Source organism: Streptomyces sp. NPDC030820 (assembly GCF_055572075.1).
On the sequence record NZ_JBVIEB010000008.1, the window covers coordinates 393,593 to 409,113 of the forward strand.

At 72.1% G+C, this 15,521-nt stretch carries 14 protein-coding genes; 10 read left to right on the top strand and 4 right to left on the bottom strand.

The features are described 5' to 3' along the window. Nucleotides 1-23: 23 nt before the first annotated feature. The 3 genes from ACZ418_RS24210 (at nucleotide 24) to ACZ418_RS24220 (ending at nucleotide 3,436) form a co-directional block, all read left to right on the top strand. A complete protein-coding gene (locus ACZ418_RS24210; RefSeq protein ID WP_468366348.1) occupies nucleotides 24-770 on the top strand; it encodes a GntR family transcriptional regulator in 747 nt (248 codons plus the stop codon). A gap of 140 nt (nucleotides 771-910) precedes the next feature. After that, entirely contained in the window at nucleotides 911-2,065 is a 1,155-nt protein-coding gene (locus ACZ418_RS24215; protein ID WP_468366351.1) for a type ISP restriction/modification enzyme, read from the top strand. A gap of 162 nt (nucleotides 2,066-2,227) precedes the next feature. Next, nucleotides 2,228-3,436 carry a CaiB/BaiF CoA transferase family protein gene (locus tag ACZ418_RS24220; RefSeq protein ID WP_468366354.1) on the top strand — a complete coding sequence of 403 codons (1,209 nt, stop codon included), beginning with the start codon at nucleotides 2,228-2,230 and terminating at the stop codon, nucleotides 3,434-3,436. 13 nt (nucleotides 3,437-3,449) lie between these two features. Here the strand turns inward: ACZ418_RS24220 and ACZ418_RS24225 are convergent, their stop codons facing one another. From ACZ418_RS24225 to ACZ418_RS24235, 3 genes are all read right to left on the bottom strand, one after another. Further along, the gene (locus ACZ418_RS24225) at nucleotides 3,450-3,725 is read right to left on the bottom strand and encodes a hypothetical protein (protein WP_330340950.1); all 276 of its coding nucleotides are present in this window, start codon (nucleotides 3,723-3,725) and stop codon (nucleotides 3,450-3,452) included. Nucleotides 3,726-3,851: 126 nt separating this feature from the next. After that, nucleotides 3,852-4,670, bottom strand: a complete 819-nt coding sequence (locus ACZ418_RS24230) for an anti-sigma factor (protein ID WP_468366356.1) — start codon at nucleotides 4,668-4,670, stop codon at nucleotides 3,852-3,854. Further along, nucleotides 4,667-5,209, bottom strand: coding sequence for a sigma-70 family RNA polymerase sigma factor (locus tag ACZ418_RS24235; protein WP_228618518.1), 543 nt, complete (start codon nucleotides 5,207-5,209; stop codon nucleotides 4,667-4,669). The genes ACZ418_RS24230 and ACZ418_RS24235 overlap by 4 nt, the downstream gene beginning before the upstream one ends. Before the next feature lie 221 nt (nucleotides 5,210-5,430). Between ACZ418_RS24235 and ACZ418_RS24240 the strand changes: the two genes are divergently transcribed. The 4 genes from ACZ418_RS24240 (at nucleotide 5,431) to ACZ418_RS24255 (ending at nucleotide 11,884) form a co-directional block, all read left to right on the top strand. Beyond that, nucleotides 5,431-6,987, top strand: a complete 1,557-nt coding sequence (locus ACZ418_RS24240) for a DUF4331 domain-containing protein (RefSeq protein WP_468366358.1) — start codon at nucleotides 5,431-5,433, stop codon at nucleotides 6,985-6,987. Between the two features lie 92 nt (nucleotides 6,988-7,079). Then, the gene (locus ACZ418_RS24245) at nucleotides 7,080-8,675 is read left to right on the top strand and encodes a tetratricopeptide repeat protein (RefSeq protein WP_468366361.1); all 1,596 of its coding nucleotides are present in this window, start codon (nucleotides 7,080-7,082) and stop codon (nucleotides 8,673-8,675) included. Then, a complete protein-coding gene (locus ACZ418_RS24250) occupies nucleotides 8,672-10,189 on the top strand; it encodes a nickel transporter (RefSeq protein WP_468366364.1) in 1,518 nt (505 codons plus the stop codon). Before ACZ418_RS24245 ends, ACZ418_RS24250 begins: the two co-directional genes overlap by 4 nt. A gap of 60 nt (nucleotides 10,190-10,249) precedes the next feature. Beyond that, on the top strand, nucleotides 10,250-11,884 hold the full coding sequence (locus ACZ418_RS24255) for a serine/threonine-protein kinase (protein WP_468366366.1): 1,635 nt from the start codon (nucleotides 10,250-10,252) through the stop codon (nucleotides 11,882-11,884). A gap of 18 nt (nucleotides 11,885-11,902) precedes the next feature. Here ACZ418_RS24255 and ACZ418_RS24260 read toward each other — a convergent pair whose 3' ends face one another. After that, a complete protein-coding gene (locus ACZ418_RS24260; RefSeq protein WP_468366369.1) occupies nucleotides 11,903-12,697 on the bottom strand; it encodes an SGNH/GDSL hydrolase family protein in 795 nt (264 codons plus the stop codon). Between the two features lie 241 nt (nucleotides 12,698-12,938). Between ACZ418_RS24260 and ACZ418_RS24265 the strand changes: the two genes are divergently transcribed. From ACZ418_RS24265 to ACZ418_RS24275, 3 genes are all read left to right on the top strand, one after another. Further along, a complete protein-coding gene (locus tag ACZ418_RS24265; RefSeq protein WP_468366372.1) occupies nucleotides 12,939-13,337 on the top strand; it encodes a hypothetical protein in 399 nt (132 codons plus the stop codon). A gap of 369 nt (nucleotides 13,338-13,706) precedes the next feature. Further along, complete coding sequence (locus ACZ418_RS24270) at nucleotides 13,707-14,528, top strand: glycosyltransferase family 2 protein (RefSeq protein WP_468366374.1); 822 nt, start codon at nucleotides 13,707-13,709, stop codon at nucleotides 14,526-14,528. Further along, nucleotides 14,525-15,514 carry a glycosyltransferase family 2 protein gene (locus ACZ418_RS24275; RefSeq protein ID WP_468366377.1) on the top strand — a complete coding sequence of 330 codons (990 nt, stop codon included), beginning with the start codon at nucleotides 14,525-14,527 and terminating at the stop codon, nucleotides 15,512-15,514. Before ACZ418_RS24270 ends, ACZ418_RS24275 begins: the two co-directional genes overlap by 4 nt. The last annotated feature ends 7 nt before the right edge of the window (nucleotides 15,515-15,521 follow it).

The following is a 15,521-nucleotide window of genomic DNA, read 5'->3' on the forward strand; positions in this document are numbered from 1 at the left end:
CACCGACAGGTACGGATAGCCGCGTGACCTCCTTCGCCCCGGATTCGATCGTCCTGAACCGCAAGCTGCCGCTGTGGTACCAGGTGTCGCAGTCGCTGCGCGCCTCGATACTCGGCCGCTCCCCCGAGGACCCGCTGCGGCTGCCCACGGAGGAGCAGCTGGCGGAGCACTACGGCGTGAGCGTGCTGACCATGCGGCAGGCGCTGAAGGAACTGGAGGACGAGGGGCTGATCAGCCGCCATCGGCGGCGCGGCACGTTCATCGAGCCCGACGTCCGGCGGGGCGCGCCCGTCCGGCTGCTGGGCTCGGTGGACGCGATCGTGGCCCAGCAGTCCGGGATGACGACGGAACTGCTGGACCACGGCATGACACCCGTGCCGGCCGGTGTCACCGAGTACTTCCCGGGCCTCGCGGAGGTGATGACGTACCACCGCCTGCGCAGCGACGAGAAGACCGGCGAGCCCACCAACCACGCCGTCAACCACGTCCGCCCCGAACTCGCCGCGCGCATCGACCTGGAGGACCTGGTCCGCTGGCCGATGACGAAGGTGCTGCGGGACGTGGTCGGGGCGGACATCAGCCGCATCACGGACACCGTCGAGGCACGGCTCGCGGACCCGGAGACGGCGCGGTTGCTGCAGGTGCCGCTGCTCAGTCCGATCCTGCACTACACGGGGGTGACGTATGACAGCGGTGGGCGGGTGCTGGATGTGGCGGTGATTCAGTATCGGGGGGACCGGTTCTCGTTCACGGTCACCTTGGATGCGTAGACGCTCCGCTGGGCTTGGCCGCGAGAGGGGTGCCGCTCTGTGTCGTCGGGCGTCCACCGGTTCATCGTGGCTGGTCGCGCCCACGCGGCGGAGCTGCATGTCAAACACAGTCCCGCGCCCCTTCGGGGCCCTGTCGTACCATGCCGTGCGTGACGTTCGACGACGCTCCGCTGCTGGCGGACCTCATGCCGTGGTCCGTCGCACCGCTGCGGCAAGGCCGCGGCTGGCCGGCGGCGCCCGATCCCGGCTCCCTGAGGGCCCGCTGGGAGGCCCTGCTGAAGGCCGAGGGACCGGACCGTGAGGCCCTCTTCGAGCCGACCCGGGTCCGGACGCCGAACTCCGCGGTGGGCCAACTCCCCGGCCAGTCCACCGGTACCGAGCGGCTGGCCCGTGCCGAGGGGCCCTGCGCCGAGCCGGTCCGCGTCCTGGCGGCGCCCTTCGACGAGCAGTGGCTGATCCCGGACCACCGGCTGATCGACGCCGCGCGCCCGGAGTTGTGGCGGGTGGCGGACGCGCACCAGGTCTTCACGGTGGAGACCGGAGACGAGGACGACCCGCTCCTGGTGACCTCCCTGCTGCCGACCCTCCGCACGGGCCGCGTCCGCCCGCTGTACCGCCGCCCCGGCGGCACGGAGCCGAACCTCGCGTCAGGGCTCACGGCCCACCTCGCCGACCGTCTGGGCGAGGTCCCCACCCCGGTCGATGTCCTCTCCTGGATCCTGGCGGCCACCACGTCCGACCTGACCGTCCCGCTCACGGAAGACCCGGACCTCTGGTCGGCCGGCGTCGAACTGGGCCGTCGCATGCTGTGGCTGATGCGCCGCGACGGCGAACGCCCCAAACTGCCGGGCGGCCGCCGCCCCTATGTCCGCGCGCCCCTGCCGGCCCGGCCCCTCACCCTGCACTACGACCGGGACGAGGAGACCCTCCACGTCGACGAGGGCCGCATCTCCCCCGTTCCACCGGAGGCCTGGGACTACGAGGTGGCCGGGGCCCGGGTCCTGGAGTCCTGGTTCACCACCCGCACGACACCGGCCGAACCCGGCACCCTGGCCGCGATCCGCCCGGCCGGCTGGCCGCAGACCTGGACGTCGGAACTGCTGGAACTGATCACGGTCCTGGCCCTGCTGGCGGAACTGCGGCCGCAACGGGCCGAGTTGAAGGTGACGAGCTCGATCACGTCGACCGACCTCCGGGCCGCCGGGGTCCTTCCGGTACCGGAGGCATCCCGTCGGCCCGCCTCGGTCCTGGACCATCACGAGGAGGGCCCGGAGGGCCAGTTCGCCCTGATCTAGCGGCGCTTCGGGGCGGCTTCCAGACGGGCATCATGCGCCTGGTCTCGATCTGGGCGAGAGACTGACGATCGGCGCCTCGACGGCACCAGGGTGACGGACCAGGCGAACCGGTCGAGTGCGGGGCTACTGACAAACCCGCCGGTCACGGGCCATGATCCGGTCATGGAACAGCCCACGGATCAGCAGCCCCTGCCCCTGGCGGGCATCACCGTCGTCGCCGTCGAACAAGCCGTGTCCGCGCCCTTCGCGACCCGGCAGCTCGCCGACCTGGGGGCCCGGGTCATCAAGGTGGAGCGGGTCGACGGCGGCGACTTCGCGCGCGGGTACGACACCGCGGCACGTGGTCTCGCCTCGCACTTCGTGTGGTGCAACCGCGGCAAGGAGTCCCTCGCGCTGGACCTGAAGGACCCGCGCGGCCTGGAGGCCGTACGGCGGCTGATCGCGGACGCGGACGTGTTCGTGCAGAACCTCGCCCACGGGGCGGCGGCCCGGCTCGGCCTCGACGCGGCCACCCTGTGTGCGGCGCATCCGCGGCTGATCGCCGTGGACATCTCCGGGTACGGCTCCTTCGGCCCGTACGCGGACAAGCGGGCGTACGACATGCTCGTGCAGTGCGAGGCGGGGCTCGTGTCGGTGACCGGGACGCCGGAGCAGCCGGTGAAGGCGGGCGTCCCGGCGGCGGACATCGCGGCGGCGATGTACGCGTTCTCCGGCGTCCTGGCGGCTCTCGTCCGGCGCGGGACGACCGGGCGGGGCGGGCCGGTGGAGGTGTCGATGCTGGAGGCGCTCGCCGAGTGGCTGGGGCATCCGCTGCACCATGCGATGCACGGGGGTGAGCCCCCGGCGCGCACCGGCCTGGCGCACGCCGTCATCGCGCCGTACGACGCCTATTCGACGGCGGACGGCCGGCGCGTGCTGTTGTCGGTGCAGAACGACCGGGAGTGGCGGCGACTGGCCGAACGGGTCATAGGGCGCCCGGAATTGGGGACGGATCCGGCATACGCGACGAACGCATCACGGGTCGCGAACCGTGAGAAGACGGACGAGCTGGTGGCGCGGGCCCTCGGCGTGCTGGACGCCGAGGAGGCGCTGGCCCGGCTGGAGAAGGCCGGCATCGCCTGTGCCCGGCTGCGTGATCTGCACGAACTGGCCGCGCATCCGCAACTGGCGGCCCGGGAGCGGTGGCGTGAGGTGGGGTCGCCGGTCGGGCCGCTGAAGGCGCTGTTGCCTCCCATCACACTGCCGGGCGGGGACGAGGCGCGGATGGGTGATGTGCCCGCGCTGGGTCAGCACACCGGGGCGCTGCTGCGTGCCGTGGGGATGACGGACGACGAGATCGCAGCGATGCGCCGGGACGGTGTGGCGGCCTGAGCGCGCGGCGCGCTCAGTGCCGGTGGCCGCCGAACAGCGAACGGCGCAGTCGACGCAGCGGGGCGAAGAGCGAGACCCGGCTCACCCGGGCACCCCGGCCCGTACGCTCGTGCGTGGTGTCACGCGCCGTCAGCTCACGCATCAGCGAGGTCGCCTCGACCGTCTCCCGCTGCGGTATGGCGGGACCCGCCAGCACCGACAGATGGCGGTCGAGGCGCGAACTGGTCGCGCTACTGCCGCAGGTGATCGCAGGGACCCTGGCCCTGCTGCGCACTGTTATCTGCTCCATGTCACTCCCCACCCGTACGAGTCCACCCGGCCCGGGCAGAGTAACCCTATCGCCCCAGGGGGGCACGCGTGTATCGCGTCCCCAGGATTCACCTTCCCTGCAAGGGTGTTGACCATGCTTCTTTGACTACTCTCCGAATCCGACCGGTTTCAGGGTGAGTTGGACAATGGGCTGGCCAGTCGGCTGCGCGGAGCCGCCATCGGGCTCGACGGTCACGGCGAGTGACGTCGAGGAGGTGTCGAGACCTTTCGCGACCAAGGGCGTGTCGCCCGCGAAGAGCCCGAGGGAGCGCGGTTGCACGCGGGGGCGCATGAGCCAGAGCTGACGGACGCGGCCGGCGGGCGGGCTGCCGTATCCGCTGAGGGTGACGACGGCTTCCCCCTCCGAGGCGGAAGCGATCACTCCGAGCGCCCGGCCCTGTGCGTCCTTGCTGGTGCTGGCGCGGGCGTCGGGCGCGGCCAGAACGTGGGCGATCTCACGTCCCCGGGCCCGCTCCGCGTCCAGCCGGTCCTGGGTGTGCCGGGCCTGCACGGCGAAGAGCGAGGCGACGACGAGGGCCGCCGCCGCGGTGGCCGTGGCGAACGGCACGAACAGGGGGCGCGTGCGGGGCGTACGGGTGCGTCGCGGCGGAGGCTGGGTGCCCCAGACGTGCGGCGGCAACTGGGGCGTGCGCTCCCGGGCCGGCTCCTTGGCCGGCTCCTGCGGGATCGTCTGTACGGCGGCCAGCACCCGCTCGCGCAGGGCGGGGGGCGCTTGGGCGGCCGCGGACCAGGCGAGGCGCACCGCGTCCTCGGCCAGCTCCCGCACCTCTGCGGCACAGCGGTCGCAGCCTTGCAGGTGTTTCTCGAACCGGCGCCGCTCGGCCGGTTCGAGGGCGTCGAGGGCGTAGGGCGCGGCGAGGGAGTGCAGGTCCTCGCGGCGCAGCAGCCTGCCGAGGAAGCTCATGCGGCGCCTCCCAGGCACTCGCGGAGCCGGGTGAGCCCGTCGCGCATCCGCGTCTTGACCGTGCCGAGCGGCAGCGAGAGCCGCTCGGCCACCTCACGGTAGGTGTAGCCGTCGTAGTAGGCGAGGGTCACGGACTGGCGTTGCAGGTCCGTGAGCCGCCGCAGACAGCGGCGCACCCACTCGCGTTCCATGCCGGCCTCGACCTCCTCGGCGACCTGGTCGAAGGCGGGCTCCCCGGCCCGTACGGCCTCCCGCTGCTCGCGTTCGCCGGCCGCGCGGGCGCTGCGCACCCGGTCGACGGCACGGCGGTGGGCGAGGGTGAGGATCCAGGACAGCGCGCTGCCCCGGCCCGGGTCGTAGCGGGCGGCCGAGCGCCATGTCTCCAACAGCACCTCCTGGGCGACCTCCTCGGACTGGGCGGGGTCGCGCACCACCCGTCGTACGAGTCCGTACACCGGCCCGGACACCAGTGCGTACAGATCCTCGAACGCCCGCTGGTCGCCGCCCGCGACGAGCACCAGCAGCTCGTCCGCCCGCATGCGGGCCCCCTCTCGATGGCCACAGCCGGCCCTACCGCGCACTCCACGCATCCGCACGACCGCACACCTCCCGCGGGAGATACGGATCGGCGGGCCGAAAACGCGGGTCGGAGCGTGCCCAAAGTTTTTTCCGCGGATTTTCTCCGTCCGACCAATCCGATCCGCGGGCCCGCTCCGAAGACCCGTCCGTCAAAGGCAAGTCGGCACTGAGGACGGACGGCATGACACCTCTCTTCTCCAGGGGGCCCTTCGCACGGAGCGGCACGGGACGCACGGGCCTGGCCGCGCTCCTTTGCGGCGCGCTGGCGGCCGGCGGGCTCGCGGCCGCCGGCGCCGCCGCGCTGGAACCCGGGGCGGCCTCCGCCTCCTCCCACCGCGAGGCCCCGCTGATCTCGGGGACCCCGCAGTACGACAACACCGACCTGTACGCGTTCGTCAGCCCGGACAAGCCCGACACGACGACGATCGTGGCGAACTGGATCCCGTTCGAGGAGCCGGCGGGCGGACCGAACTTCTACACGTTCGCCGACGACGCCCAGTACGACATCCACATCGACAACAACGGCGACGCCCAGGGCGAGTTGGTGTTCCGCTACACCTTCAGGACCCATACGAAGAACGGCAACACGTTCCTGTACAACACGGGCCCGGTCACCAGCCTGGCCGACCCGGACCTCAACATCACACAGACCTACGACATCGATCTGGTCCGGCTGAAGAACCAGCACGTGATGTCGGACACCAAGCTCGCCGACGACGTGCCGGTGGCGCCGTCGGACGTCGGCAAGGCGTCCATGCCGGACTACGGCAAGCTGCGTGCGCAGGCCGTGTACAAGACGGCGGGCGGCGCCACGACCTTCGCCGGGCAGGCGGACGACCCGTTCTTCGCGGACCTGCGCGTGTTCGACCTGCTGTACGGCGGCAACCTCAGCGAGGTCGGCCGGGACACCCTGAAGGGCTACAACGTCAACACCATCGCCCTGCAGGTGCCGAACGACCTGATCCGCGAGTCGGCCGGGCAGCCGATCGTCGGCATCTGGTCCACCACCCAGCGCCGCAACGCGCAGGGCTACTGGACGCAGGTCTCGCGCCTGGGCAACCCGCTGGTCAACGAGGTGGTGAACCCGCAGAAGGACAAGGACAGGTTCAACGCCTCCCAGCCCTGGTACGACGCCCAGTTCCTGAAGAACGTCACCAACCCCGAACTGCCCAAGCTCATCGAGTCGATCTACAAGATCAAGGCGCCCAGCGAGCCGCGCAACGACCTGGTCGACGTCTTCCTGAAGGGCGTGAAGGGCCTCAACCAGCCGCCGAACGTGCGCCCCGCGGAGGAACTGCGCCTGAACACCTCCATCAAGCCGGCCATGCATCCCAAGCGGCTCGGCGTGCTCGACGGCGACAACGCGGGCTTCCCGAACGGGCGCCGGCTCACCGACGACGTGATCGACGAGGCGTTGCAGGTCGTCGAGGGTGAACTCGTCGGCTCGAAGAACGACTTGGGCGACGCGGTGGACAAGAACGACAAGGGCTTCGAGAAGTACTTCCCGTACGTCGCCGAGCCCACCTCGGGTTCGCGCGGCCCGCTCGCCAAGGGCACGACGGCGGGCACGGACGTCCGAAGCCAGCTGGGCGACGCCCTGCAACCGGCCGGGTCCGGCGGCTCCGGTTCCGGCAACACGGTGCTGATCGCCGCGTCGGCGGCCTCGGGCGCGGCCGGAATCCTGCTCCTCGGCACGGCCGTCGGCTGGTGGCGCCGACGCATACGCCGCCCGTACTGACCCCCCCCCACCCCAGACCGGCGCGGCCCGTATCTTCCCCTCCCCCACGACGGGCCGCGCCTTCCACACGACCGACGCACGCAGGAGACGGCATGGGCCCGCGCAGACAGGACGACGACATGGACGGGCGGAAGGGCGGCACCGGGCAGAACGGTGGCGCCGGGCGGAAGGGCAACGCCGGGCAGGAGGCGAGCAGCGGGCGCCAGGGCAACGCCGGGCGTGTGGTGAGCGCCGCCGACGACGATGCACCGGACGCTGCCGACCCGGACCGGTCCGATGCCGAAGGTGCGGAGGCCGGCTCCGGAACCGTCCCGGCCCCCGGGGCCGATCAGCGTGTGGCCGCCGTTCGGCGGTTCGCCGCTGCCGGGCGGCGTTGGCGGGCCGCTCAGCTCATCGGGTGTGCGGCGCTGTTGGCCGTGGCGGTGACGGGTGCGGCCGTCGCGCTCGGGGCCGGTCGGGCGCCCGTCACCGTGCCGGTCGCCTCGTCCGCCGTGGACCCCGGTGTGCTCGGCGGCGGTGACCTGGACGCGAGCATCGCGGCGCTTCAGGCGCATCTGCGGACCCAGCCCAAGGACTCCGGCGGCTGGGCCACGCTGGGTCTGGCGTATGTCGAGCAGGCGCGGACCAAGGGGGACCCCTCGCGCTATCCGCAGGCGGACAGGGCGCTGGGGCGGTCCCTCGCGCTGGTGCCGGACAACGACCAGGCGCTGGCCGGCCGCGCCGCCCTCGCCGCCGCCCGGCACGACTTCAAGGACGCCCTGACCTACGCGGACCAGGCACTGCGGCAGAATCCGTACAGCGAGCGCGCGCTGTCCTCCCGTATCGACGCCCTGGTCGAACTCGGCCGGTACGCCGAGGCCTCGAAGGCCGCCGAGACCGCCGACGCCCGCAAGCCGGGGGTGCCGGTCTTCACCCGGTACGCGTATGTGCATGAGCTGCAGGGTGACGTGGTGACCGCACGCCGGGTCCTCAAGCAGGCGCTGGCGGGCGCCACCTCCCCGGGCGACATCGCGTACGTGTCCGCCCAGCTCGGCCAACTCGCCTGGAACCAGGGGGACTACAGGACGGCGCTCACCTGCTACGCCCGTGCCCTCGCCGCCGACGACACCTACCTGCCGGCGCTGGAGGGCCGGGCGCGGGCGCAGGCGGCGAGCGGGGACCGCACGGCGGCGATCAAGGGGATGGAGACCGTGGTGTCCCGGTATCCGTTGCCCGGTCCGCTCGTCGAACTGGGCGAGCTGTACGAGGCGCGCGGCGCGGCCGGCGACCGGGCCAGGGCAAGGCAGCAGTACGCGCTCGTGGACGCCTGGATCGCGCTGGCCCGGGCCAACGGCGTCAACGCCGACCTCGACACCGCGCTGGCCGCCGCCGACCACGGCGACAAGGCGGCCGCCCTGCGCGCGGCCCGCGCCGAATGGGCCCGCCGGCACACCGTGCACACCGCGGACGCACTGGCCTGGGCGCTGCATGTGAACGGCCGGGACGCAGAGGCGCTGCCGTACGCGCACCGGGCCACCGCCACCGGTTACCGCAACGCCGCCTTCCTGTACCACCGCGGCGTGATCGAGCTGGCCACGGGCCACCGCACGGCCGGCCGCGCCTCCCTCACCGCGGCCCTGCGCCTGAACCCCGGCTTCTCCCCGCTCGGCGCGACCGAGGCCCGCAAAGCCCTGGAGGCCACGCAGTGAAGCTCCGCCTGCCCTTCCTCCTCCTCGCCGGGTGCGCGCTCACGCTGCTGCCGGCCGGCCCGGCGAGCGCGCATCCGCTCGGGAACTTCACCGTCAACCGCTACGACGGCCTGGTCGCCGCCCCCGGACAGCTGCGCGTGGACCACGTCGAGGACCTCGCCGAGATCCCGGCGACCCAGGCCGGGCCCGACCTCAAGCGGTTGGGCACGGCCGAGTGGGCTCGGCAGCGGTGCGCGCGGGCCGCCGAGGGCAGCAGGCTCACGGTCGACGGCCGTACGGCCACGCTGACCGCCGTCGGCGCCACGGCGCGGCTGCGTCCCGGCCAGGCCGGGCTGCACACCCTGCGCGTGGAGTGCCGGCTGACCGCCCCGCTCCCCCGCGCCGCCACCGTGACCCTCGGCTTCCACAGCGCGGGCGGCACCGGCGGACCCGGCTGGCGGGAGATCACCGCGCGCGGCGACCGCATGACACTCACCGCGGCCGATGTGCCGAAGACGTCGGTCTCGCACGAACTGACCACGTATCCGAAGGACTTGCTGTCCTCACCGGCCGACACCACCGCCGCCTCCGTGCGCCTGCGCCCCGGCGGCCCGGCCCTCGCCGAGGAGCGGCAGGCGGCACCGGGTGCCGCGATCCTGCCGCGGGGCGCCGACCGCTGGACCCGCGCGCTGGACGACCTCGTGGCCCGCCACGACCTCACCGTCGGCTTCGCCGCGCTCGCGCTGCTCGTCGCGATCGTCCTCGGCGCGATGCACGCGCTCGCGCCGGGCCACGGCAAGACCCTGATGGCCGCGGCCGCGGCGGCCCGTGGGGGCCGGGCGAGGCTGCGGGACGTGCTGCCGCTGGCCGCCTCGGTCACCGTGACCCACACCCTCGGCGTGGTCGCCCTGGGCCTGCTCGTCACGGCCGGTTCCGCCGCCACGCCGTCGGTGATCGCCTGGCTGGGCATCGCGGGAGGGGTGCTGGTCCTGGCGGCGGGTGCGGGCCTCGTACGGAGGGTGTGGTCCGCCCGCCACCATCACCCCGCGCACCCTGGGGAGCACACCCATGGGGAGCACACCCATGGAGGACACGCCCACGTGCACAGCCACTCCAGTCACCCCCACACCCACCCCCATGAAGGGCACGCCCACACCCACGGCGGCCACACCCACACCCACCCCACCGCCCCCACCCTCCGCGGCACCATCCTGCTCGGTTTCGCCGGTGGGCTGGTGCCCAGCCCCTCCGCCGTGGTGGTCCTCGTCGGTGCCGCCGCGCTCGGGAAGGCCTGGTTCGGGCTGCTCCTCGTCGTGGCCTACGGCGCCGGGCTCGCGCTGACGCTCACGGCGGCCGGGTTCGCCGTGGTGCGGCTGGGTTCGGGGATGAGCCGGGTGCTGGAGCGGCGTCCGCGCTGGACCGCCCACCCGGTGGCCGCGCTGGTGCGCCGCTCGGTACCGCTCGCGTCGGCGCTGGCCGTCATGGCTCTGGGCGCCGGATTGGTGCTCAAGGGGGCCGCATCCGCGCTCGGCTGAGCTAACTTGGGGTGAAATCACGCGACGGGGAGAAATCACGCGACTTGCCTTGGGGGCGCCGTGTCCGAAGAGCCGGGCCGCGAACGTGTGATCGCGGGCCGCTACCGACTGCTGTCTGCGCTGGGCGAGGGCGGCATGGGCACCGTGTGGCGCGCCCGGGACGAGGTGCTGCACCGCGAGGTCGCCGTCAAGGAGGTGCGGGCCCCGGCCGGGCTGCCGGCCTCCGACGTGGAGCGGATGTACGCACGCCTGGAACGGGAGGCGTGGGCGGCGGCTCGGGTCGCCAACCGCAATGTCGTCACGGTGTACGACGTGGCCATGGAGGGCGGCCGGCCGTGGATCGTGATGGAGCTGGTGCGCGGGCTGTCGCTCGCCGACCAGCTGGAGGCGGAGGGTCCGCTGTCGCCGCAGCGGGCGGCGCACATCGGTGCCGAGGTACTGACCGCGCTGCGCGCCGCGCACGCCGCAGGCGTGCTGCACCGGGACGTGAAGCCGGCCAATGTGCTGCTCGCCAACGACGGCCGGGTGGTGCTGACCGACTTCGGGATCGCCTCGGTCGAGGGCAGCTCCGCGCTGACCATGACCGGCGAGGTGATCGGCTCGCCCGAATTCCTCGCCCCGGAGCGGGCGTTGGGGCGGACACCGGGGCCGGAGTCGGATCTGTGGTCGCTGGGGGTGCTGCTGTACGCGGCGGTGGAGGGCGTCTCGCCGTTCCGGTACGACACCCCGATCAGCACCCTGCGTGCCGTGGTGGACGAGGAGTTGCCGCCGCCGCACCGGGCCGGTCCGCTCACCCAGGTCATCGAGGGGCTGCTGCGCAAGGACCCCGCCGAGCGGCTGGACGCCGGGCGGGCCGAACACGAGCTGCGGATCGTCGCGGCCGGGGGTGCCCCCTCCGGGGGAGGTACGCCCACGGCGGCCACGACGCCGGTGCCGCCGTACGCCACCCCGACGGTCGCGGCCCCGCACCGACAGCCCACCCCCACCCCGCCGCTGCCCCCGCCCGGCACCACGGCACCCACGACGTCCACGACGTCCGACGAGCCGCAGCGCAACCGGCGGGCGGGCGCGGTGCTGGTGGCGGGCCTGCTCCTGGTCGCGCTCGCGCTGGCGGGGCTGACGTACGCGCTGCTCAACCGTGACAACGGCGGCGCTCAGGGGAACGCGGGTGACGGCACCCGGGCGAGCGGTGGCGCGCGGACGCCGACCGCGCACGGCAGCACGGACTCGGGCACGACAGCGCCGCCATCGGCGCGCGACAGCACGTCGGCGAGCACCCGGCCGGCGCAGTCCGTGCAGGTCACCGCGGCCGGTGCGAACACGACGTACTCCGGGAGCTGTCCGCCGCCGGACGCGCAGACGCCCACCTTCACGGCGACGTTCACGGTGGGGCGGCTGCCCGCGCAGGTGGAGTACCGGTGGGTGACGACACGCGGATCGGTGTCCGACCCCGGTTGGCACACGCTGGCGTTCCCGGACGGCGGCGGGAAGAGCCGGCAGGTGCGGGTGACGCTGACGGTGTACCGCGGCAGCGGGACGACCGAGGACCGGATCAGCGTGAAGGTGCGCGCTCCCGTGGAGACCACGTCGAACGCGGTCCCGTTCTCGGTGAGCTGTACGACGGCCACGGCGACGGAGACCCCGTCGGGCGGGGCCTCCGCTTCGGCGTCGGGCTCACCGGAGAGTTCACCCTGAGGGGCGAGCCCGTTCGGGTCACGCGTTGTTGGAGAACACCGGGAGATAGCCGCCGGAGTGACCGGCCGCGGTGGGGTGGTACGACTCGCTGATGTCGAGCCAGTTGACGCTGTGCAGCCACGAGTCGCCGGAGCAGATCTCGTGGGTGGAGAACGCGGTGCGGACGTCGCCGAAGACGAAGCCGTGGGCCTGGGCGCGCTTCTGGATGGCGGCGTCGATGTAGTCGGCCGCGCCGTTGATCGCGGACCGCTTGGTGTCGGAGAGTCCGAGGCAGGTCTGGCCCAGCAGGTAGAAGCGGGGGTAGCTGAGCACGACCACCCGGGCGCCCGGCGCCTTGGTGCTGATCGCGTTGTAGACGGTGTCCAGCTTGCCGGGGAGCGTGGAGTCGACGTACGCCTCGGCGGTGGCGATCCTGGACAGGCAGGCGCTGTCGGACTGGATCACACAGGTCGTCATGACGTCGGAGAATCCGGCGTCGTTGCCGCCGATGGTGATGGACACCAGTGAGGTGGCGGAGTTCAGGGAGCCGAGCTGGCCCGCCATCACGTCGTCCGTCGTGGCGCCCGAGCAGGCGTTGAAGGCGAACGAGGACGGGCTGTGGGCGGCGTTCCACAGGTACGGGTACGCCTTGGTGCTGCGGTCGCAGGAGCCACTGGAGCTGATGTAGCTGCCCGCGCCGACTCCGGAGGAGTAGGAGTCGCCGAGTGCCACATAGCCACCGGTCGCGGCGGTCGCATGGCCGGCTCCCGTGAGACCGAGGCCGGCGGCGAGGAGGAGCGAGGTAACGAATCCGGTAAGTCGGGAACGTCTCATGGAACCTCCCTTTAGCAGGATCTCTGCCTCAACCGTCGTAGCAACTACGCGTGTTGACGGGAAGTGTCCATGCCAAGACTTTTGCGGTCTCAACAGGATCAACGCGAAACGTTCACTGCTCATCTATTGCATGGACATGGCAGGCTCTGTTGACGGTTCGACAACCGCCGTCTTGACGACCCCACATGAACTGCGCCACATTGAAGCCCGGCATCCGGCGCGTCGGGGGGCAAAGTCGCCAATGCAGACCATACGCAACAAGACATCTCCATTGCCGCTGTTCGCGGGGGCCGCGACCGCCGTGGCACTGACCGGTGCGCTGCTCGCTCTCACCGATGCGGCCTCTCCACTGCGCGGCCCGTGCACCCTGCTCTTCCTGCTCGCGGCGCCGGCGGTGGCACTCGCCGCGGCTCTGCGCGGGCTGGATCCCTTCGGCCGAGCGCTCTGCGCACTTGCCGGCTCGGTCGTCGTCAACATGCTGGTTGCCCAAGGCATGCTCGCGGTCCACCGCTGGTCGGTGCGCGGCGGGGTGGTCGCGATGACCGTGCTGAGCCTGCTGCTTCTGCTTCTGACCCCGCTCCGGGAACGAATTTCCGGAAAACGCACACAAGACCGACCAACTCCGGCCAAAGTTGTGTAACGACCAAACCAACAAAACCGTGAGGCAGCCACCCAGGGGTTGCCTTTAGGGTTCAATCGTCAATACCGTCGTACATCTCACCCGCACCGGCACGTCGGCACTCGGCACCAGGGGAGGGCTCAGGGGCCGCGGCGTCCACCGGCGCGGGGCGCGGTAGGGGGGTGCCGTGCTCGGTGACCGCAACTGTGACCGAGTCGTGCCGCGCGACCGGCTGCCGTCTTTCTGTGGCGGACCGGCCAGCTTTGCCAGCTCATCGGCGTGCACGGAGATCAGTTCACCGCGCCGAAGATGAGAACCCCCCTTTCGAACCGGACACAGAGCCGGGCCGCCCGGGGGTGGGCGGTCCACCGGACGAGAGGGAAAAGACTCATGAGTTCCGTCCTGCGCCCGCCGAGTTCGGGGCAAGATCCTTTAATCGCCGCGCACTACCGGCCGATCTCCTCTCACCTCGCGATCACTCCGCCGGTGAGCGTGGTGATTCCCGCCATGAATGAGGCGGAGAATCTGCCCTACGTCTTCAAGACCCTTCCGGACTGGATTCACGAAGTCGTCCTGGTGGACGGCAATTCCACGGACGACACCGTCGAAGTGGCCCGGTCCCTGTGGCCGGACGTCAAGGTCGTCGAACAGCGGGGCAAGGGCAAGGGGGATGCCCTGATCACCGGGTTCGAGGCCTGCAGCGGCGACATCATCGTGATGGTGGACGCGGACGGCTCCGCCGACGGCAACGAGATCGTGTCGTACGTCTCCGCCCTGGTCTCCGGCGCCGACTTCGCCAAGGGCTCGCGCTTCGCCAACGGCGGCGGCACCGACGACATGACCTTCATCCGCAAGCTCGGCAACTGGGCGCTGTGCACGGTCGTCAACCGCAAGTTCGGCGCCCGCTACACCGACCTGTGCTACGGCTACAACGCGTTCTGGCGGCACTGCCTCGACAAGATCGACCTCGACTGCACCGGCTTCGAGGTCGAGACGCTGATGAACATCAGAGTGGTCAAGGCCGGCCTGAAGGTGCAGGAGATCCCGAGCCACGAGTACCTCCGTATCCACGGCACCAGCAATCTGCGGGCCGTGCGCGACGGGTTCCGGGTGCTCAAGGTCATCCTCAAGGAACGCTCCAACCGGCGCGAACTGCGCCGCCAGGAACACCACTCGCCGATGCTCGACGCGGTCCGGGGAGAGGTGTCTTGAGGGATCCCGGCATCTCCGTCGTGATCTGCGTGTACACCGAGGACCGCTGGGAGGACATCCTCGCGGCGGTCTCCTCGGTGCGGGCGCAGTCGTACCCGGCGCTGGAGACGCTCCTGGTCGTGGACCACAACCCGGCCCTGAAGGACCGGCTGGAGCGCGAGTACAAGGAGACCGGCGGCGTCCGGGTACTGGCCAACGCGGGCCCGCGCGGCCTGTCCGCCGGCCGCAACACCGGCATCGCCGCCTCCCACGGCGAGGTCATCGCCTTCCTGGACGACGACGCCGTGGCCGAACGGGACTGGCTGCGCCGCTTCGCCGAGGGCTACGCCGACCCGCGCGTCATGGCGGTCGGCGGCCGCACGGTGCCCGTCTGGGCCTCGGGCCGACGGCCGGCCTGGTTCCCGGAGGAGTTCGACTGGGTGGTGGGCTGCACCTACAAGGGGCTGCCACCGGGCCGGGTCCGGGTGCGCAACGTGCTCGGCGGAAACGCTTCCTTCCGGCGTACGGCGTTCGAGGCCGCGGGCGGCTTCGCCACCGGCATCGGACGCGACGGCGACCGCCGCCCCCTGGGCGGCGAGGAGACGGAACTGTGCATCCGCCTCACCCGGGCCCGCCCCGACGCCGTCCTGCTCATCGACGACCGCGCGGTGATCCACCACCGGGTGCCCGCACCCCGCGAGCACTTCGCCTACTTCCGCACCCGCACCTACGCCGAGGGCCTGTCCAAGGCACTGGTCGCGAAGAGCGTCGGCGCGGACAAGGGCCTTGAGTCCGAACGCCGGTACACCACCAGGGTGCTGCCCGCGGGGGTCGCTCGTGGCCTGCGGGACGCCCTGCTGGCCCGGCCGGGCGGCGCGGGACGCGCGGGCGCGATCGTCGCCGGGGTGCTGAGCGCCGCCGGCGGCTATGCGCTGGGCAGCCTGCGGGCGCGGCGGGGCGGTACGACGTTCTCCGTGGTTCCGATCGAAGGGGGCACCGGTGAGTGACACCGCC

Bases quoted from the DNA above. Each gene is read 5' to 3' on its own strand.
- ACZ418_RS24215 (WP_468366351.1), top strand. From the start codon at position 911: ATGCCGTGCGTGACGTTCGACGACGCTCCGCTGCTGGCGGACCTCATG.
- ACZ418_RS24220 (WP_468366354.1), top strand. From the start codon at position 2,228: ATGGAACAGCCCACGGATCAGCAGCCCCTGCCCCTGGCGGGCATCACC.
- ACZ418_RS24225 (WP_330340950.1), bottom strand. From the start codon at position 3,725: ATGGAGCAGATAACAGTGCGCAGCAGGGCCAGGGTCCCTGCGATCACC.
- ACZ418_RS24230 (WP_468366356.1), bottom strand. From the start codon at position 4,670: ATGAGCTTCCTCGGCAGGCTGCTGCGCCGCGAGGACCTGCACTCCCTC.
- ACZ418_RS24235 (WP_228618518.1), bottom strand. From the start codon at position 5,209: ATGCGGGCGGACGAGCTGCTGGTGCTCGTCGCGGGCGGCGACCAGCGG.
- ACZ418_RS24240 (WP_468366358.1), top strand. From the start codon at position 5,431: ATGACACCTCTCTTCTCCAGGGGGCCCTTCGCACGGAGCGGCACGGGA.
- ACZ418_RS24245 (WP_468366361.1), top strand. From the start codon at position 7,080: ATGGGCCCGCGCAGACAGGACGACGACATGGACGGGCGGAAGGGCGGC.
- ACZ418_RS24260 (WP_468366369.1), bottom strand. From the start codon at position 12,697: ATGAGACGTTCCCGACTTACCGGATTCGTTACCTCGCTCCTCCTCGCC.
- ACZ418_RS24265 (WP_468366372.1), top strand. From the start codon at position 12,939: ATGCAGACCATACGCAACAAGACATCTCCATTGCCGCTGTTCGCGGGG.
- ACZ418_RS24270 (WP_468366374.1), top strand. From the start codon at position 13,707: ATGAGTTCCGTCCTGCGCCCGCCGAGTTCGGGGCAAGATCCTTTAATC.